Origin of the sequence: Clostridium sp. Marseille-P299 (genome assembly GCF_900078195.1) — a bacterium.
Lineage (GTDB): Bacteria > Bacillota > Clostridia > Lachnospirales > Lachnospiraceae > Lachnoclostridium.
Window position 1 is genome coordinate 546,133 of record NZ_FJVE01000006.1, and the last position, 20,232, is coordinate 566,364.

15 protein-coding genes are annotated in these 20,232 nt (G+C 31.9%); 3 read left to right on the top strand and 12 right to left on the bottom strand.

What is annotated here, in order from left to right; genetic code table 11:
- The first annotated feature begins 207 nt into the window (after positions 1–207).
- Both BN4220_RS06500 and BN4220_RS06505 read left to right on the top strand, forming a co-directional pair.
- Positions 208–2,115: a flagellar hook-length control protein FliK gene (locus BN4220_RS06500; protein ID WP_066714903.1), complete on the top strand. Its 1,908-nt coding sequence runs from the start codon at positions 208–210 to the stop codon at positions 2,113–2,115.
- Between the two features lie 104 nt (positions 2,116–2,219).
- Entirely contained in the window at positions 2,220–2,927 is a 708-nt protein-coding gene (locus tag BN4220_RS06505; RefSeq protein WP_066714904.1) for a TIGR01906 family membrane protein, read from the top strand.
- Here the strand turns inward: BN4220_RS06505 and BN4220_RS06510 are convergent.
- From BN4220_RS06510 to BN4220_RS06535, 6 genes are all read right to left on the bottom strand, one after another.
- A complete protein-coding gene (locus BN4220_RS06510; RefSeq protein ID WP_066714906.1) occupies positions 2,924–4,597 on the bottom strand; it encodes an aryl-sulfate sulfotransferase N-terminal domain-containing protein in 1,674 nt (557 codons plus the stop codon). The two genes, BN4220_RS06505 and BN4220_RS06510, sit on opposite strands and share 4 nt — an antisense overlap.
- Positions 4,598–4,926: 329 nt before the next feature.
- Positions 4,927–5,613 (bottom strand): peptidoglycan recognition protein family protein, encoded by a 687-nt coding sequence (locus BN4220_RS06515; RefSeq protein WP_066714909.1) that lies wholly within the window; start codon positions 5,611–5,613, stop codon positions 4,927–4,929.
- A gap of 676 nt (positions 5,614–6,289) precedes the next feature.
- Entirely contained in the window at positions 6,290–7,747 is a 1,458-nt protein-coding gene (guaB, locus tag BN4220_RS06520) for an IMP dehydrogenase (protein WP_066714911.1), read from the bottom strand.
- Between the two features lie 329 nt (positions 7,748–8,076).
- Entirely contained in the window at positions 8,077–8,580 is a 504-nt protein-coding gene (locus BN4220_RS06525; protein ID WP_066714913.1) for a DUF6106 family protein, read from the bottom strand.
- 356 nt (positions 8,581–8,936) lie between these two features.
- Positions 8,937–10,559 carry a chaperonin GroEL gene (groL, locus tag BN4220_RS06530; RefSeq protein ID WP_066714915.1) on the bottom strand — a complete coding sequence of 541 codons (1,623 nt, stop codon included), beginning with the start codon at positions 10,557–10,559 and terminating at the stop codon, positions 8,937–8,939.
- A gap of 60 nt (positions 10,560–10,619) precedes the next feature.
- Entirely contained in the window at positions 10,620–10,907 is a 288-nt protein-coding gene (locus tag BN4220_RS06535) for a co-chaperone GroES (protein ID WP_066714917.1), read from the bottom strand.
- A 471-nt stretch (positions 10,908–11,378) separates the two neighbouring features.
- Here BN4220_RS06535 and BN4220_RS06540 point away from each other — a divergent pair, with 471 nt between their 5' ends.
- On the top strand, positions 11,379–12,287 hold the full coding sequence (locus BN4220_RS06540) for an ArsR/SmtB family transcription factor (RefSeq protein ID WP_066714919.1): 909 nt from the start codon (positions 11,379–11,381) through the stop codon (positions 12,285–12,287).
- 54 nt (positions 12,288–12,341) lie between these two features.
- On the opposite strand, the gene BN4220_RS06545 is transcribed toward BN4220_RS06540, so the two are convergent.
- The 6 genes from BN4220_RS06545 to BN4220_RS06570 form a co-directional block, all read right to left on the bottom strand.
- Entirely contained in the window at positions 12,342–13,064 is a 723-nt protein-coding gene (locus tag BN4220_RS06545) for a DUF6062 family protein (RefSeq protein WP_066714926.1), read from the bottom strand.
- Positions 13,065–13,307: 243 nt separating this feature from the next.
- Positions 13,308–14,156, bottom strand: coding sequence for a DUF2225 domain-containing protein (locus BN4220_RS06550; RefSeq protein WP_066714928.1), 849 nt, complete (start codon positions 14,154–14,156; stop codon positions 13,308–13,310).
- A 14-nt stretch (positions 14,157–14,170) separates the two neighbouring features.
- Positions 14,171–15,874 (bottom strand): glutamine--tRNA ligase/YqeY domain fusion protein, encoded by a 1,704-nt coding sequence (locus tag BN4220_RS06555; RefSeq protein WP_197467898.1) that lies wholly within the window; start codon positions 15,872–15,874, stop codon positions 14,171–14,173.
- A 173-nt stretch (positions 15,875–16,047) separates the two neighbouring features.
- The gene (locus tag BN4220_RS06560; RefSeq protein ID WP_066714930.1) at positions 16,048–16,647 is read right to left on the bottom strand and encodes a cell wall hydrolase; all 600 of its coding nucleotides are present in this window, start codon (positions 16,645–16,647) and stop codon (positions 16,048–16,050) included.
- Positions 16,648–16,976: 329 nt separating this feature from the next.
- Positions 16,977–18,107, bottom strand: a complete 1,131-nt coding sequence (locus tag BN4220_RS06565) for a DUF3810 domain-containing protein (protein ID WP_082812173.1) — start codon at positions 18,105–18,107, stop codon at positions 16,977–16,979.
- A gap of 190 nt (positions 18,108–18,297) precedes the next feature.
- Positions 18,298–20,064: a M3 family oligoendopeptidase gene (locus BN4220_RS06570; protein WP_066714934.1), complete on the bottom strand. Its 1,767-nt coding sequence runs from the start codon at positions 20,062–20,064 to the stop codon at positions 18,298–18,300.
- Positions 20,065–20,232 lie beyond the last annotated feature (168 nt).

Genomic DNA, 20,232 nt, shown 5'->3' on the forward strand with positions numbered 1-20,232 from the left:
TGATTACTGCCGCAGTTAAAACAAATACAGATGTAAATTTATCTTTGATACAACCGATATATAAATTAGTAAACATTCTTTATATATAGTATAGAGTTCAAAATGTAAAGATTGATCGGCTCCTACAGTTTGTCGAGTAATTTATAATTATGTGCTGTAAAATAACTATTTAATGTACAGTTTCATATGAAAGGTATAGGTATATCAATGAATTCCTTTGATTTTAAATCATTAAAGACGAGTTCTTCTAATAAAAACAACTTTACGAACGCTTCAGCACTATCTAAAAGTAGTTCAACAGCAAGTAATAATACGCAACTTTCTAATACACAGACCTTAATAAAAGGTCAAATTATTAAAGCTGAAGTTATTGATTTACGCGGAAAAGATATCAAAATACAATTAAATAATTCAGATATCATTTCAGGTAAAATAAATTCAGATGTTCCCTTATCAATCGGTGAACAAGTGACATTTCAGGTAGAAGATGCTAGCCTTACTTCCATCTCATTAAAAGTAATGGCTGACAATCGGCTATCGTCCCAATCCATAATCGTTGATAAGGCACTGGAAGATGCTAATCTTCCAAAGACAGAGAAAAGCATACAACTAGTTCAAGAGCTTCTTAATAATCAAATGTCCATTGATAAAGAAAGTTTGCAAAAGTTATACCAACAATCCATTACGTTTAAAAATGCTTCCATTCAAACCTTAGTTTTTATGAATAAATATGGTATAGAATTAAATGATATAAATACTACTCAGTTTGAAGCATATCAAAACTTTGAGCATCGTTTAATCTATGGCTCTGATGCCTTGTTAAATACTATTTTAGACGTATTATCGCAAACATCAAATGAAGTAGCTACGAAACTAAATCAATTACTCCTTGGGATTTCCACACGGCCGTTTAGTTCACCCTTTGGTATGGTAATGAATGAATATAGCCAACGTTCCGCTTCTATGGCAAGGGATGAGACTGCTACTTTTATACATAATCCAATGAATCAAGGAAACACTAATGAAATGTCTACTCCTTTCATAAACCAAGAAATATTAGACAGTCACTTTGCATATGAGGAATTAAACCAATCAAATATAAAAGATTCCCTTTTATACAGGGAGTCACTACAACCAAATGAAGAACGTTCCCTCTCATCTAGGGAGTCACTACAACCAAATATAGGACTTTTCCTCTCATCTAGGGCGTCACTACAATCAAATGTAGAACATGCTATAAACTTAGGTATGGATTCAAATTTATATTCAACACTAACCGTAGATTCCTCTTCTATGTCAATTAGTAATTTACTAAATGATGCAGAAAAAAATGCACTTATACATGTGTTACCATCAGAAATACAAAATGTGCTAGCAGAAAAATTTAAAGACAGCTCATACACTACCTTAGATGTAGCCTCTATAATAAATGATCACATAGACTCTTTTAATTCGGTCCAATTACAAGCTTTGTTAAAAACACCTGTATATCATTCCATTTTAAAAGAAGCCATTATGAGTCAATGGACATTAACACCAAAGACTTTAAAAAACTTAACTAGCATTGATAAATTCTATGAGCAACTGGAAGCTGATTTTAAGGAACTCGCTGATTTTTTTAATACTACAACTAAGGAGTCTTTCGAACATTCTTTTGAGAATGCAAGTAAGCAAGCAAAAAATCTACAAGAAAATATTGATTTTATGAAAACTCTAAATCAATTATTTCCTTATGTTCAATTACCAATGAAACTATCCAATCAAAATGTTCATAGTGAGCTTTATGTATACAAAAGAAAAAAGGAAGCGAATCAAGAATCAAATAATGTTTCTGTACTCTTGCATTTAGATATGGAACAATTAGGTCCACTAGATATTCATCTTGACTTATTAAAGACAAAAATTAATACTAAAATTTATACAGAAAGTAAGGATTCTAAGTTTTTATTTGATGCAAACATAGGTTTGTTAAAAAGTGCTCTTGAAAAGAAAGGTTATTCTTTTACCTATGAAATAATAAAACGTGTTAAAGATACTGATCTTGTGCAAGAAATAAAGAAAAACTCGGATCCTATTATTGGCATGAAACGTTATTCTTTTGATATCCGCGCTTAGTAAATGCAAAAATAAGCGAATCATGAAAGATGTAATTTATTGATATCATTTGCCAAATATTTTATAATAAGCGTAAGATAATAGAAAAGGAGTATAAGTAAATTATGAGAGTACATAGTAGAATAAAAAAGAAGGCACATCCCGTAACATTTTTAAATATTATAATTGGTATTTTATTTTTAATTTTTTTAATATCTCTTGGACTCATTGTGGCGATCAATTTTAGACCACTGTATTATGCAAATATTAAATGGCTTAATTTAGAGGCAAGCACAGGTTTAAGCTCTAATATAATTCGTTTGAATTATGATGCATTAATTGATTACAATTCTCCTTTCTTTTTTGGAGAACTATCTTTCCCAACATTACCTGCTTCAGCTTCTGGCCTTTCTCATTTTGTAGAAGTAAAACAGATTTTTATGTTCTTTTACATTGCAGGGCTTATCTCAATGGCACTCTTAGCCATATTGATTATCTATAAAAAGAGAAAGGATGACTATCAATATTTACTGACATCATCCATAACAACTGTGGTAATTCCACTTATTCTCTTAATATTTTGCATTTTTAATTTTAATACTGTATTTCTTTTATTTCATAAAATTGTGTTTCGTAATGATGATTGGCTATTTGATCCGGTTACGGACCCAATTATTAATTTGTTACCAGAATCATACTTTATGCAATGTGCTTTTATAATTATTGGCTTTGTATTAATTGGAAGTGTCATTCAATTTATGTTCTATCTACACAAAAAGAAAAGTCATAGAACCACTCAATTATTACATCCAAAATTTAATTATTATTATTAAAACCAATAACGGTCCATCGTATATTTGAATATTTGATAGGAGGAATTCGTGTCATTGATAAAATACTTTGACATAATTTCTCCTTTTGCATTATATTCTCTAAATTCTTTATTGGCACCAATGCTTATCACTACATTATTGCCATATGGCATAGCCGTGCATGAATCTAAAATATATGGTAATTCAATTTTTTTTAATAATTCATATCGATTTTGAGTTTCATCCACTAAATACTGATAATAATAAGAGCTTTCTTCTATATTATTTACCTCACCTTCATTTACATCTAAGATTCCTTCTAAGCTACTTATACCTTTTCCTGTATGAAGTATAGAGAGATAAAATTGTCCTGAACTTAATCGTCTGCTATTGCTGTAAATAATTGATTGCTGCTCCGCTTGCGTTTCAAAATTACCTTTCTTATATAATAACATAGCCTCATAATTGGAGCCGTTCCAAAAAGATTCATCTGCTATAATCCAACGAATGACAGGAGAGGTATAAATATTATTAATTCTAATAATCGAAGAATTTTCTTTACTATTTACTATAATATCCTTACCATCCACCACTTGAATACCATCAATTCTCATTGACATATTAAGAAGTTTTTCAACATCAATATATTCTTTATATTCTCCTGAGCCTAAATCTAATCCAAGAATTGCATTTCCGTCATTAATTTGTGAATCTACAATAAATAATATTTTATTTTTCTCTTTATCGCAATCATAGTCAATAAAAGGAGATTGATTTTCCCACGAATAATATTTTTCTATATAACCTAGGTTATTTGCTAAAACAAACAAATCATTTCTAACTGGGTAGAAAACTTTATGACCTAACTGTAACACTTTAGAATTTACATTTAATAATTCTGTTGGAATTTCCGCACGAATCGTTCCAAAATTATCGTAAAATAAAAAATGTGATGCAGTACTATCCTTCGCATGAAATGTATATAATCCTCTTGTCAGCGCCACATCATTTCCAAATTCAACTTTTAGAGATGGCTCTTTTATTGAATCTAAATCGGCGATATCAAAATAATAAGCCTTTTTACTAATTAAGTTACCTGAATTATCTTCCAATTCTAGAACCACTTTATTTTTATGTCCTTGTAATAACCCGATTAATTGCCCTTCTACAATTTTATTCTCATAATTAAAATACATGCTTTCTGTAAAATCTGCGATTGTTTTATCATCGATAGAAATTGTATAATTGACATTAACTTTCTTATCTGAATTACCAAAATAAACATACATACCACTGGTATTTGTCCCAAATGGATTCATAATAAACAAAGGATTTTCAAGTGAATAGGAATTTTGTTCTTTGAGTAACTGTACCTGTTCGTATGCCAGTTGCTGATAGTTATTATCATAAATACTGGTTAACTTTCCATTGAGTTTTTCTAGAATGAATGACTGAAACTCTTCTGAGGTATAATACGTATAGGAATCCTTAGTAGCTTCAGAAACTTTATCTTTATAGCTATTATTCACGCTATTCTTGTCTGAATTTCCTAAGCCCCAAAAATTATCTGAACCTTGTGAGGAGCTATTGTTACTTTTATTACAAGAAACGAAGACTAGGGCAATAAGACATATCACTATAATTTGCATATATTTTCTTATAATTTTTTGATTTGTTACATTTTTCTTCAATGAAATGCCCCCAATCTTTATTATATGAAATCAGAATTTACACTGGTAACTTTGTTATCAGTATTACCGATTCATGTAATATCAACCGTGGATTTCAATGCCAAAGTAAACAACAAATAATGCAGATATTATAATCCATTAGTTGTTTTGAATTTTAAATTTTATTTTGAATTTAAATATATTGTAATTGTATAATTAAATTTAAAAAAGCTTATAACAATCATTTAAAAATTGATTATTATAAGCTTTTTGTACTTACTTCATTTATAAAATTGATTATTATAAGCTTTCTGTACTTACTTCATTCTTATATTCATATGTTTATGGATTTATGCTTGATTATTGTTGTTTAATCGATTATCAACTTCTTCTAAAAATGCCTTCCAAGCATCTTCATTCTCTACATAATATCTTGGACAATTCTTTCCTGTTACATCATAATGTCTTAAAATATCATCACTTGTAAGATTATATTTCTTACATAATGCAACGCTTAATTCTACCAAAGACTCATATGTGCTTTCTGATGGCTCTCCTTCAATGGTTTTATGGCTAAATTCAATGGAAATTGTATCTAGATTTCTTTCTTTTGATGCAAATGCAATTTCGTTAAGTGGTAAACATTGAATAATTTCTCCCTCAAGCCCTATAAGGAAATGACTACTAGCATATGTGCTTTTTGTATCTTTTAAGCTTTCAAAGTAGTTTTTATTTGACTGTGCACTGGTTCCTGAATTACCAACATAATGAATTACAATACCATTCACCTTTTCTAACGCATCCTGAGGACGAGAGTACGGATTTGGAGTTAAAAAGTCTTGTACTATTTTTGTTCCATTCTCTAATGTTAATGCCTCATCACCTTTTTTAGAAGAACTAATCAACGTTATGATACCTTTTACTGAAAAAAACAGAATTAGTACAAATAAAATCAAAATCATAACAGCAGTAAAACGCCTAATGTACATTTTTTGCTTTTTTCTTCTAAGCCATTCTTCTTTCGTTAACTTTTTCATACTTCCCAGCACCTTTCCTTTTATAAAACAATCAAACGATATCGTCTGTTGTTGTAATCTTTTATTCAGCGAACATACGCATTCCGCTTTGCTACAACTTAATGCCAATTACGTAGCCGATCTGCATATCAAAGGGTACTTTTTCTCCCATTGATATAAGGATTTTCTGACTCTCGTCGAAACAACGTCAGACTAACTTCATAGATTAAATTATTTCATAAAATCAGTACTATTTCAAGTTTAAAGAATTAAATTTATATTAATTTTTCGATATATTTAAAAATTATATGCAATTATCTAGTATTTTTATCTATTTACCCATTGATAATGGATTTAAAATTCCTTATAAAACAAAAAAATAGTTACATGTAAGGTCTTTGTTACCTTATATGCAACTATTTTTCTGTAATTCAAGAGTTGTATTATGCTTTATAATACAACTCTATGCTTCTAAAAGAAGCACCTTTTTTACTCTTACTTATCATCTACACTGTAGTTCAAGAGCTGCATTTTGCCTTTAAATGCAACTCTACGCTTCCAAAAGAAGCACCTATATTTACTTTTACTTATCATCTACACTATAATTCGGTTGCTTCAAAAGAAGCACCTATATTTACTTTTACTTATCATCTACACTATAGTTCGGTTGCTTCAAAAGAAGCACCTATATTTACTTTTACTTATCATCTACACTGTAGTTCGGTGCTTCTTTGGTGATATGAATGTCGTGTGGGTGGCTTTCTTTTAAAGATGCAGCTGAAATTTTTACAAACTTACCAGTTGTCTTTAATGTTTCAACATCCTTTGCTCCACAGTAACCCATACCAGAACGAAGACCTCCCATAAGCTGGAATACAGTATCTTCTACAGTACCTTTATATGCTACACGACCTTCCACGCCTTCTGGAACTAATTTCTTAGCATCCGCTTGGAAATAACGATCTTTACTTCCATTTTCCATAGCAGCAATTGAACCCATACCACGGTATACTTTATATTTTCTACCTTGGAATAATTCAAATGTTCCTGGAGATTCATCACATCCAGCAAATATGCTACCCATCATACATACATTTGCACCAGCAGCAATTGCTTTTGTTATATCACCAGAATACTTAATTCCACCATCTGCAATAATAGGAATACCATATTCTTTCGCAACATTGTAAGCATCCATAATCGCTGTAATTTGAGGTACACCAATACCAGCAACAACACGAGTAGTACAAATAGAACCTGGTCCGATACCAACTTTAACACAGTCAACACCTGCTTCAATTAATGCACGAGTTGCTTCCCCTGTTGCTACGTTACCAGCAATAATCTGAAGTTCTGGATATGCTTCACGTACCATTTTTACACACTTAATAACATTTTGAGAATGACCATGTGCAGTATCGATAACAATGGCATCTACTTTAGCTTTTACTAAAGCATCTACACGCTCTAAAATATTTGCTGTAACACCAACACCTGCAGCACAAAGTAATCTACCCATAGAGTCCTTTGCAGCTAACGGATATTTGATAGTTTTTTCAATATCTTTTATAGTAATTAAGCCTTTTAAGTTTCCTTCATCATCTACGATTGGAAGTTTTTCTTTTCTAGCTTGACCTAAAATTTTCTTTGCTTCTTCTAAAGTCACGCCTTCTTTTGCTGTAATTAGACCTTCAGAAGTCATAGAATCTTTAATTTTTTTTGTGAAGTCAGTTTCGAATTTTAAATCACGATTTGTTATAATACCAACTAACTTCTTACCTTCTGTAACTGGCACACCTGAAATACGATATTTCGCCATTAATTCATCAGCATCATGAAGTGTATGTTCTGGAGATAATGAAAATGGATCAGAAATAACACCATTTTCAGAACGTTTTACTTTATCAACCTCTTCTGCCTGCTGTTCAATTGACATATTTTTATGGATAACACCGATGCCACCTTGTCTGGCCATAGCAATTGCCATTCTATGTTCAGTTACTGTGTCCATACCAGCACTCATAAGTGGTATATTTAATTTAATTTTTTTAGTTAAGTAAGTAGATAATTCTACTTGATTAGGAATCACTTCAGAATATGAAGGTACTAGTAATACGTCATCAAAGGTTATCCCTTCACCTATAATTGTTCCCATTGTAAGATCCTCTCTTTCTAAAAACTATATAATAAAGTGAAATAAAAATTAACGTATATGAAACGAATTTTAAATAAATTCACCGCTAATTTTTGTTATAAAAAATCAGCCAATTGTCTATAATTTCTATAGACCGCTGCCTGTTTAAAACGATAATTTTCACAAGTATACTTTTTTTCTTATATAATGTCAAGCCCTATAGGGCAAGAAACGCTACTCTACTTATTAAAAATAATTATAAATTATGGGAATATTATTAATATAACTCACGCTATGTGAAGTTTTGCCCCATATAGCATAATATTAACAACATTCCCTAAAAAAATATTTTAATACTCAGATAATTTTCTTGGTGCTTTTTGCTTAATGCATGCAAGCATCTTTTCGCTTGGCTCAAATAAGATTTTTAATACTTCATTCTCGCTTCTTGCGATAATTGCATATACATTAGCTTCTGGATTTAATGATGTAAAATCTTTTACTTTAAGTTGTTGATGGGTATATGCATCAAGTGCATGTGAGTTTACTGGTGCCATCATTTCAACTTTTTCGAAATCAATACGTAACGCATTCTTTCTTTTTGCATTCCCCATAATCTTATCAAAATCAAGTTGTCCATCGCAGAATACATATTCATATTCTACATTAAATCTTGGAAATAAAAAGACTGCTACAACTATTAAAACAGTTGCTACTAAAATCGCAAATTGGCCAATTAATAATACACCAAATATAACAAAAAATACGATTAATGCAATAATAGCGGCCTTAATCAAACGATCGGACATCGTAGTTCTTCTACGCACACTAGCCTCAGCGTATGACTCATTCATGGACCTATTCCCTCCTAGTTTTGCTTATTACATGTACGAAAGTCCCTGTAACAATATAACTTCCTAAAATTCATTATACTAAATACATGCAGAAATTGAAAGGCTTTTCCATGAAAAAAGAAACTTAATTTCTTAAATCTTTATAAAACACAAGCTGCATTCCAATAGATTATTACAACTTTGGTGCGGTACTACGTATTTTCTCAGAAAGTAAAGTATTTTCTCAAAAAGTAAAAGGACATTATAAATCCATGTTTCCATGAATTTATAATGTCCTATATTATTTATAATCTATTTCGTAATCTTAGCAATAATCCGATTTTATCTAATATACATTTATAACAGATTATATTAGATTACATCATACCCATTCCGCCAGGAGCTGCTGGCATTGCTGGAGTTTCTTCTTTAATATTTGCAACTGCTGATTCAGTTGTTAAGAATGTAGAAGCAACGCTTGTTGCATTCTGTAATGCACTTCTTGTAACTTTTGCTGGATCAAGGATACCATCAGCTACCATATCTACATACTGTTCTGTTAATGCATTGAAACCAACACCAGGAACAGATTCTTTTACCTTATTTACAATAACAGAGCCTTCAAGACCTGCATTACGTGCGATACAATTTAATGGAGCTTCAAGTGCTTTTAAGATAATGTTAGCACCTGTCTTTTCATCTCCTTCTAAAGTATTTGCTAATTTAGCAACTTCTTTGGAAGCATGAATGTAAGCGGAACCGCCACCTGCGATGATACCTTCTTCAACTGCAGCTCTTGTAGCAGCTAAGGCATCTTCCATACGAAGTTTGTTTTCTTTCATTTCAGTTTCAGTTGCTGCACCAACACGGATAACAGCTACGCCACCTGCAAGTTTTGCAAGTCTTTCTTGAAGTTTTTCTTTATCAAATTCAGATGTAGTTTCTTCAATCTGAGCTTTAATTTGAGCAATTCTTGAATCGATTTCTGCTCTATTTCCTTCACCATCAACGATGATAGTGTTTTCTTTTTGAACTTTAACGGATTTTGCACGACCAAGTTGATCCATTGTAGCATCTTTTAATTCAAGTCCAAGTTCTTCAGTAATTACTGTACCACCAGTTAAGATAGCGATATCTTGAAGCATAGCTTTTCTTCTATCACCATATCCAGGTGCCTTAACACCAACAACTACGAATGTTCCTCTTAATTTGTTAAGAACTAAAGTAGTTAATGCTTCACCTTCGATATCTTCAGCAATAATTAATAATCTTGAACCACTTTGAACGATTTGCTCTAAGATAGGTAAAATTTCTTGGATATTAGAAATCTTCTTATCAGTAATTAAGATGTATGGGTTTTCAAGGTTAGCTTCCATTTTATCCATATCTGTTGCCATATATGCGGAAACATATCCTCTATCAAATTGCATACCTTCTACTAAATCAAGTTCAGTTTTCATTGTTTTTGATTCTTCGATTGTAATAACACCATCGTTAGAAACCTTTTCCATAGCGTCTGCTACTAATTCACCAACGGTTTCATCACCAGCAGAAATTGCAGCTACTTTTGCAATTTGCTCTTTACCAGTAACTTTAGAACTCATTTTAGAGATTGCTTCTACAGCACAATCAGTTGCTTTTCTCATACCTTTTCTTAAGATAATAGGGTTAGCACCTGCTGCAAGGTTCTTCATACCTTCATTGATCATTGCCTGAGCTAATACAGTTGCAGTTGTTGTACCATCACCAGCTACATCATTTGTCTTTGTAGCAACTTCTTTAACGATTTGTGCACCCATATTTTCAAATGCGTCTTCTAATTCAATTTCTTTTGCAATGGTAACACCATCGTTTGTGATAAGTGGAGCACCAAAAGATTTATCAAGTACAACGTTTCTTCCTTTAGGTCCAAGAGTTACCTTTACTGTGTCTGCTAATTTATTAACGCCAGCTTCAAGGGCTGATCTTGCTTCTGCAGCATATTTAATATCTTTTGCCATAATTAACATCCTCCATAATTTAATTTATTGTGTATGAATCAGTTCTTTCATTCGAATCAATTAATCTTCTACAATTGCTACGATATCGTTCTGTTTTACTACGATATATTCGTCTTCTTCTAATTTTACTTCAGTGCCAGCATATTTAGAGTAAATTACCTTATCTCCAACTTTAACTTGCATAGTAACTTCTTTACCATCTACAACTCCACCTGGTCCAACAGCAACTACTTCTGCCTGTTGTGGTTTTTCTTTTGCCTGTCCAGGTAATACGATACCTGATTTTGTTGTTTCTTCTGCTACTAATTGTTTTAAAACTACTTTGTCTCCTAAAGGTACTAATTTCATAATGTTTCCTCCTTATTCACTGTTCGACTAAGTAAATCTACTACTTTCTTTATTATTAGCACTCACTTTGAACGAGTGCTAAATTCTAGGTATATATTAGTGAATTTCGCATTTAAATGCAAATCACTGGTCAGTAGTTATCATTATAATACAAGCTCTTTTCAATTATATACTCTTGTATCCTCGTTTATTCTCACTTTTTCATTAGTTTTCATTTTAACCTAAAAATTTTCCCTCTATCTATTCTACCATTTTATTGTTATAATTATTCCCATAAATAGAGATTACCTCTACATTCTAGGTTATAATTGAATAATGAGGGCTAAATATTAGATTGTAATTTGCAATCCTTGCTTATTATTCATAGCTTAGTCATCTACGTAGATTAACTCTCTAGTCATTACTATACATTACTTGAAATATATTACAAAGCAAGAATCTATTGATTTGCTGCATTGAAAGGATATAAAAATGCTTCACATTACTTCTTTAGATACTGGATTAGAGTTATTTAAAACACTCGGTTCCGATGTAAGAATTGATATTATTAAATTACTCCTTAATAATAAGGATATGAATTTAAATGAACTAGCTACTAACCTAAATATTACAAACGGTGCTCTAACAAGCCACATTAAAAAACTTGAGGATTGTGGTCTTATAAAGATTACGAATGAGGCAACTGGCCATGGAAATGAAAAACACTGCCGTGTATGCCTAGATAAGATTTTAGTAGACATCGCTTCAGCGGAAGTACCGTCCGATATCTATGAAGCTAATGTCTTAATTGGACAGTATAGTGATTATCAAATAGAACCATGCTGCGGACTAGCGACACAGGAGGGGTTACTTGGAGAGCTCGATAATATAAGATATTTCTCTCACCCAGATCGTATGCTTACTAATATGCTTTGGTTTCAAAAAGGATTTGTTGAATATTTACTTCCTAATTTTATACCTACTGCTCACGTAATCGATGAAATTACCATTCAAATGGAATTAGCTTCTATTGTAACTAACTGTGATTCCGCCTTTGCAAGTGAATTAGAATTTTATCTAAATCAAGTTTCAATCGGTAAATTTATGATTGCTGGTGATACTGGAAGTGAATCCGGTGTTTATACCCCTAACTGGTTTGATACTTCTTGGAAACAACACGGTGTGTTAAAACAGATCTCTATAAAAAAAGAAGGTACTTTTATAGATGGAATGAAGCTCTCAGATGTCACTATCGATTCTTTCCAACTTGACTATTCAAGTATATTAAAATTTAAAATTGCAGTTACTGACAATCCTAAATACTTTGGTGGTATAAGTTTGTTCGGAAAAGGCTTCGGAAATTATAATCAGGATATTCGTATACAAATAAAACATAGTTAAAGCAAAAATAGGCTTTTACAGGAGGAATTAACCTATTGTAAAAGCCCTTATTTTCTATTCTATGTTAATAATACTATTGATTTTTTGCATGGATCTTGGTAATGCATCCTTCGAATTTTTCCAAGGTTCATTTATATAACGATAATCAAATTTATCTGTAAACCATTCCAAATCATCACGAACTCGTTTCATATTCTCTAGGTATATTAAGTTCAAATTCTTAGTAAACTCTTCTAACTCATTCCCTTTTAGATTATCAGCTGCCTTCTCATACAACAAAGCATAATGATTCATACAAAAACCCTTAGAGGATTGAAACTTCTTTTTAAACTCTTGGTCATTTTTATATAAGTAAAATACCGTTACAATGTATCGTTCATACATTCCCTTGATGCGATTGCATACATAACAAGAGTGGTTCAGATTTTCTACATATTCTGATATCGCTGAGCTTCCTTCTTTTTTCTTAAAGAAACCACCGGAAGGGCCTCTTCCACTAGCAGCTAATTTTTCAATATCTTTAATCGTCTTTTCCATATGAGTTAATAACATAAGTGATAATCCCAAACGATTTTGATTTTTGTACATAAGTTTTAGATGATTCGTACAAAATCCAATCTTATTGGTCTCCATACGGATATCATCTTCCATATAGCTAGGGCCCATTACGAATTCAATCGCTCCTTCTTCTAAGGAACGATACATTTCACAGATTGGGCATTCACAATCTTTATTAAAGGCATCATTTACGGGAATTGTATATAATTGTTCTTTCATCATATCCTCCATACTGCCTGATAGCAGCTTATTCGTAATCAAAAAGTACTTTCTACACCATTTTACAAGTCGATTTCCAATTCTCTATCATGCGAAAAAGGCTGTTTCATCATGGTGTGGATAAACATCCAACATTTCCTTCTGAAACAGCCATAAGTTATGGTCAAAGCAGATATTTAAGCTCACTTGGGCTACTTTTTTATAGCCTTATTGCCACGCTCTTGCTCAGATTTCATAAACGTACTATTTTGTAGTTTGTTTATCATCTGATATCAAGTCTTTTATTTCTCTAGCCTTTACCTTTATTCGTTCGTTTGCATCTCTTGAAGTTAAAACTTTAGAAATTAATCTAGTTGCTTCCTCATATCTACCAATTCTTCTTGCTAAATCAGCAACTAAATAAGTAGTAGTATTTTCATCCATACCACACATTGGAAATAGCTCTTTACTAAACGCTTCTACAAAACCTTCATAAGCTTTCGTTAAAAATTCCAGTTCTTCTTTATGAAGTTCTTCCACTACTTTTGGCAAATCCTTTGTATCCGCAGGTAAAGATTCTGCTTTTCCTCGAATCAACCATGCAGTTTTTAAGCAAGTGTAAGCACGCTCACTTAACTTTGCCTTTTTAACGATTGCATTCACTAACGCTAGTTTATGTCTTGTGATAGACTCATCATAACTTAACACATCTCCCTCCGGTGCTAAGCCTTTAAATGATGCTGAAATACTTTCTTTAATTAATCTTGATTGCATTGAAGTCATGTAATTAAAAAAGCGATTTAATGCGGCATATCCACAATGTGGACAAGCAACAACATCATATTTTAATGAATCAACCAATTGGTATTTTGGTCTAAGGTCTGTATCTGCTGAAACTAATTTTACCTTACCAGCCTTTACTGTCTTAGATTTAAATTCCTGATCACAAACTGGACATTTAAAAGTTTTGTCAAACAAGAAATCTGCTTCACTAAGTTGTTGCACGTGTTGCGTATTATCATTCTTCTTTGAAGATTGCTCTTCATCATACACGTTTAGTTTTGATAATTTCCCTAATCCAAGGGACTCTAACCCAGAAAATAGATTAGCCATTATTAATTCCTCCCCTATACAGGCTTATAACTACTCTTAAGTGAAGCAATTCGATTAAATACCAAATGCTCTGAATTAGAATCTTTAGAATCCACACAGAAGAATCCATTTCTTAAAAATTGGAAACGATCAAGTGCTTTCGCATCCTTTAAGCTAGGTTCTACATAACAATCTTTCATAATTGTAACAGAGTTTGGATTTAAATTAACACTTCCATCTTCATTATAAACGCCTTTTTCTTCATCCACTAAGTTCTCATATAACCTTGCCTCTGCTTTAATTGCGGTAGGTGCGTATACCCAATGAATTGTACCTTTTACTTTACGAGCGTTAAATCCAGAACCGCTCTTTGTTGCTTCATCATAAGTACAATGAATTTCAGTTACCTTACCTGTTTCATCTGTAAAATACTCTTGGCAAGTAACAAAATATGCATTCATTAAACGCACTTCATTACCAGGGAACAAACGGAAATATTTCTTTGGTGGCTCAATCATGAAATCATCGCGTTCAATATATAATTCACGACCAAATGGGATCATACGTGTACCCATTTCTTCATTCTCCTGATTGTTTGGTGCCTCTAAATATTCTACTTGTCCTTCTGGATAATTCGTAATTACTAATTTAATTGGATCTACAACTGCCATAATTCTTGGGCATTTTAATTTTAAATCCTCACGAATACAATATTCAAGCATTGCATAGTCAACAGAACTGTTACTCTTAGATACACCGCAAAGTTCCATAAACATCTTGATGGATTCTGGTGTAAATCCTCTTCTTCTTAATGCACTAATGGATACAAGACGTGGATCATCCCAACCATCTACAATTCCGTCTTCTACTAATTTCTTAATATATCGTTTTCCTGTGATTACGTTTGTTAAATATAATTTAGCAAACTCAATCTGTTTTGGAGGATTCACATATTCAAGTTCACGAACAACCCAATCATATAATGGTCTATGATCTTCAAACTCCAATGTACAAATAGAATGTGTAATTCCCTCTATCGCATCTTCAATTGGATGTGCAAAATCATACATTGGATAAATGCACCATTTATCACCTGTGTTGTGATGAGTCATTCTTGCAACACGGTAAATAACTGGATCTCTCATATTAATATTTGGTGAAGACATATCAATCTTAGCACGTAAAACTTTAGATCCATCTGGGAATTCTCCGTTCTTCATACGTTCAAAAAGATCTAAATTTTCCTCAACACTACGATCACGATATGGGCTATTCTTTCCTGGCTCAGTTAATGTACCACGATATTCACGAATTTCTTCTGCGGATAAATCGCATACAAATGCTTTGCCTTTTTTAATAAGCTTAACTGCTGCTTCATACATTTGATCAAAATAATCGGATGCAAAAAATAAACGGTCTTCAAATTCGCCGCCAATCCATTTTACATCTTCAATAATTGACTGCACAAATTCTGTCTTTTCCTTGGTAGGATTCGTATCATCAAAACGTAAATTAAAACGGCCACCGTACTTTTTAGCAAGTCCATTATTTAATAAAATAGATTTAGCATGTCCAATATGAAGATATCCATTTGGTTCTGGAGGGAATCTAGTGATAACTGTAGTACAACGTCCCTCTTCGATATCTTTATCAATAATTTGTTCTATAAAGTTTTTTGATACAACTTCTTTTTCAGAAGTTTCCTTTATTTCGTTCATAGCGTTAACATCGTTTTCCATGATGTTCCTCCTAATACTCATAATACAACTTATTCTTCCTAAAATATCATAAATATATAATATCCTGTAAAAGAAAACATAGCTATATAATACCACAACTTAACAAAATATCAAAGAAAAAATAAAAAGTCACAAAACATTCCATTAAAATGCTTTGTGACTATATATGAATCTTAATAAAAGATATGTCCACCAATTATTTTATAAGGCTTATTATTTTTCTTACAAGTTTGTCTTGTTGAATCTATATAAGCATTAAAGTATAAGTAATCGCCAATTACATTTTGGCCTTCTAATGCCGCAATTGCAGCTCTTTTGGATTCTTCCATCATAGCTTTTTGATAAGAAGATGTATAATTTCCTTCTGTATAAAGCTTTAATGCTTTTTCTAATAAACTTCCCTTTGTTGTATATTTACCGGAAGATGTTTTTACATAGGCTGGGCTAAACTGTCTCCCCCAACGTTTTAAATCATATACGGCTGTTTTAATTGAAGTAACATGATCAAAGACATTACTTTCGATACGATTTAATATAACGTTTGCAACTGCTATTTTCCCTTTATATTCTTCATAACCAGCTTCACAATATGTGATTGCAGTTAAAAGTCTTACATCTGCTTCTGTATATTTTGATAAAACACGTTTTGAAGTAGTGCTTGTTGTCTTAACATTTGAACTTTGTACTTTGCTACTTGCGAATACATTAATACTGCTTGTTCCAAGCAAAGTTGTTATCATTAGTAGTAACATTAGTAACTTTTTCGATTTCATTTTAATCCTCCATGTGCCCTTTCAATTAAAAATCATTTCAATTGCATATGGCTAAAAATTACGTTATTATTACTGTTTGTAATAAACAATTAACAATTTCGTAATAATTGTAACATATATTCGAAATATGTCAAGTAATTTGGCATGTTTAAATTTACCATGGATGGTTTACGACTATGTACTACCCCCTTGAGTACTTAACTTTTTACCATAAATTATGAGGATTTAAAATACAAAAAGCTCAGATTGGAAATGAATAAAACCATAAAATAAAGAAGTCCATACCTTCTGCTAAAAAGCCAGGTATGGACCTCTTTGTTAAGATTCACTTATTTGTTTGTTTCGTTTTTACTACGATATTCTGCTAATAATAAATCAACCATACGTCCATAACTTTGAACGCCATCGTCTTGATTATTAACTTTTAAATACGTATCATTTACTTTGTTCGCCATAGTACTAACTGTAGTATTTTCAAATTGCTTCCAGTACATACTATTTGCTCTTAAATCTGCTACAACACCTTCACTATATGTCTCACGTAACTGAGCATACAGTTCTTTATTTTTATCATACAATGCGTTACCGGATAAAATAAGCGCTTCCATAACACCACTGTATGCAAGTTCTACATTACCAGAAGTCGTTGTAACAAGGTATGAAATATAATTTGCCTCATCCTCTCTCATAAACCCTTGTAAATGCGCAAGTTCATGGCACATGGTTGAGGCTATGGAATAGTCCGGAATGTCTACATTTACATTGGCTTCCATCGTAAAAGGAATGAAAATTCCGGTGATCTCCATTTTAGACATGAATCTTGAAAAAAAAACTGGTTTTGATTTCGGATATAAGCCTGAAAAAACATCCATTTTTTTTGCAATTTTCTTATATGCGTTTTGTGCTTCTTTTGCAAGCTCACTCACATTCATTGATAATTTGTATACCCAGTCTTCATCCACTGAGGTAATCTGCTCACGCAATTCATTCGCTCTATCTGCTAAATCTAAGCATAGCCCATAAAGCTCTTGCTCTGAAGAGGGTTCTATTGTAAGCCCCAGATATACCCCGATCGAAGCTCTGTGATAATTTGTACCACAACCAATGGTATAAACAAAAAAGCCTATACTTAAAACACAACTTACATTGATCAGCGCCTTTATGATTCGAAACTTTACATCTTGTTTTGTACGAATCAGACGAATGATGAATATTATCATAAGTGCTGCTAGAGCAATTGGTCCTAAAACTAAAATCCATTCAGCTAAGGAAAAGGGAAGGAGTCCAGTCACCACTGCAATGAAATGTGAAACTACTTTATAAACTCCTTTTGCAAATATAACTTCTGCAACCCAAGTACTCTTTTTTACTATTAGTAAAATTAACATTGAAACAGGTATGAGTAATAAAAAACATAACCTCTTTAGCCTTATTATTCTTTTCCATACATTATCTTTCATTATGCACTTATCCTTATATGTCTTTTTACAATCACTACTAGTAACACTTTAAGATCAAGCTTGTAAAAAAGCTTTGAAATGTTTCATTTCAACTAGAATTCAACACTTAATTTTATAAACTATATTCGCTACTCAATTTTATAAACTATGCTCAGTACTTAATTTATAAACTATATTCGCCACTCAATTTTTATAAACTATATTCCTTACTTAATTTAATAAATTCGTCAATTTGATCTGCAAAGGATTTAAGACCTGCTCTCCAGAATTCTGGATTTGTTAAATCAATATCTGCATATTTAGCAACTTCTTCAACTGTACTAACTGGAGTTGCATTTAATAGTTTACGATACTTTGGAACGAATTCGCTTCCTTCTGCTTTGTATTTTGCATAAAGACCTCTTGCAAATAATCCACCAAATGCATAAGGGAAGTTGTAAAAGCTTAAATGACTGGAATAATAATGGCCTTTACATACCCACATATATGGATGTAATGTTTTAGAATCTAAACCATCACCATAAGCTTCTTTTTGTGCATTTAACATTAATTCTTTTAAATCATCTGCAAACATAAAAGAGCTTTTACGATTTTCAAAAACTGCTGTTTCAAATAAATATCTAGAATAAATATCACAAATAATCTGAGCTGCATCTTGAAGCTGGCTTTCGATTAAAACTAGTTTTTCTACCCCTTCTGCCTCATCAATTGCAGCATTCATAATAATATTTTCATTGAATGTTGAAGCTGTTTCTGCAACTGGCATGGAATAATCAGTATTTAAAATTCTATGATCATGTACTTGTTGATTGTGATATGCATGACCAAGTTCATGAGCAAGAGTTACTACATCACTTAATGTACCGTCAAAATTAGTTAATACACGGCTTTGTTTTACACTCTGTAAGTTACTACAAAAAGCGCCGCCTACTTTACCAGCTCTAGGGAAGAAGTCAATCCATTCTTCAGCGAAGGCTTTTTCAACCATTTCAGCCAAATCAGGCGCAAATCCTCTAAAATGTTTTAAAAGATAATCTTTTGCTTCTTCTACGGAAAAGCTTTGTTCACTTGTTCCTAATGGAGCAAACATATCATACCAAGCAAGTCCTTGATTTGAGCCTAAAATTTCACCTTTTCTTCTAAGATAAGCTTGGAATTTTGGTAAATACTCTTTAATTGCAGTAAGCATAGCATCTAATGTTGATTTTTGCATATTGGATTGATTTAAAGCCATCATAAGAGGAGATTCATAACCTCTTAACTCAGATTCTGTTAATACTTGAAGCTTAATACTATTTAAAGAATATGCTACTGCATCCTTTATTTTATCATACGCTGCAATTTCAGCTTCATATGCTTCTTTTCTTTCCTTCGCATCCTTAGAATACGCTAAATTTCTTACGGAAGAAAGTGTAATTTCTTCTCCTTTGTAATCAACTTTTACAGTAGAAGTTAAGTAGCTTTGAAGTTCTTCCCAAGCACTTCCGCCAGAGATATCAAATTTTGATATCACTTCTTCTACTTGATCATTCAGTAAATGCTTTGCATTCTTTTTGATTTCTAGAAGCATGAAACGATATTCACTTAGTAATTCATCACCTTCAAGGATAGTTTCTAAATTATCAACACTTGCAATATATGACTTAAAAATCGCTTCTGCTTTTGCAATGTTACTAAATTTTTGTGAAATAGTTCCTAGATAGGATGCACTCTCACTATCTGTTGTATTAGTCGCTTGTCTTAAGGAACAATATCCTCCTAAACGCTCTTGTAATGCGTACACTTCCTCAAGTGTGCTAATTATTGTATGTAGCGCTTCCTTTGTTTCATATTTAGATAATTCCGATGCAACGGAATTCATTTTATTTACCAATTCATCAATTCTAGATAAATCATCTAGGAATTTTTTATCTTGATATCCCTGATATAGTACATCTAATGACCATTCATTATTCATAATATTACCTCCAATTTCAACTTTATTAATATCACTAGTATAACATAAAATTAATTACCATGTACTTAAATTTTTCTCAATTTAAGAACCCATAGATATGAAATTGTTGGTAACTTTAGAATTTAAGCTTCTATTAATATGTAAAGAGAAGGGACTATCATAAAATAG

Coding starts and splice junctions, on each gene's coding strand:
- BN4220_RS06500 (WP_066714903.1), top strand. CDS start 208: ATGAATTCCTTTGATTTTAAATCATTAAAGACGAGTTCTTCTAATAAA.
- BN4220_RS06505 (WP_066714904.1), top strand. CDS start 2,220: ATGAGAGTACATAGTAGAATAAAAAAGAAGGCACATCCCGTAACATTT.
- BN4220_RS06515 (WP_066714909.1), bottom strand. CDS start 5,613: ATGAAAAAGTTAACGAAAGAAGAATGGCTTAGAAGAAAAAAGCAAAAA.
- guaB (WP_066714911.1), bottom strand. CDS start 7,747: ATGGGAACAATTATAGGTGAAGGGATAACCTTTGATGACGTATTACTA.
- BN4220_RS06525 (WP_066714913.1), bottom strand. CDS start 8,580: ATGAATGAGTCATACGCTGAGGCTAGTGTGCGTAGAAGAACTACGATG.
- groL (WP_066714915.1), bottom strand. CDS start 10,559: ATGGCAAAAGATATTAAATATGCTGCAGAAGCAAGATCAGCCCTTGAA.
- BN4220_RS06535 (WP_066714917.1), bottom strand. CDS start 10,907: ATGAAATTAGTACCTTTAGGAGACAAAGTAGTTTTAAAACAATTAGTA.
- BN4220_RS06540 (WP_066714919.1), top strand. CDS start 11,379: ATGCTTCACATTACTTCTTTAGATACTGGATTAGAGTTATTTAAAACA.
- BN4220_RS06545 (WP_066714926.1), bottom strand. CDS start 13,064: ATGAAAGAACAATTATATACAATTCCCGTAAATGATGCCTTTAATAAA.
- BN4220_RS06550 (WP_066714928.1), bottom strand. CDS start 14,156: ATGGCTAATCTATTTTCTGGGTTAGAGTCCCTTGGATTAGGGAAATTA.
- BN4220_RS06555 (WP_197467898.1), bottom strand. CDS start 15,874: ATGGAAAACGATGTTAACGCTATGAACGAAATAAAGGAAACTTCTGAA.
- BN4220_RS06560 (WP_066714930.1), bottom strand. CDS start 16,647: ATGAAATCGAAAAAGTTACTAATGTTACTACTAATGATAACAACTTTG.
- BN4220_RS06565 (WP_082812173.1), bottom strand. CDS start 18,107: ATGAAAGATAATGTATGGAAAAGAATAATAAGGCTAAAGAGGTTATGT.
- BN4220_RS06570 (WP_066714934.1), bottom strand. CDS start 20,064: ATGAATAATGAATGGTCATTAGATGTACTATATCAGGGATATCAAGAT.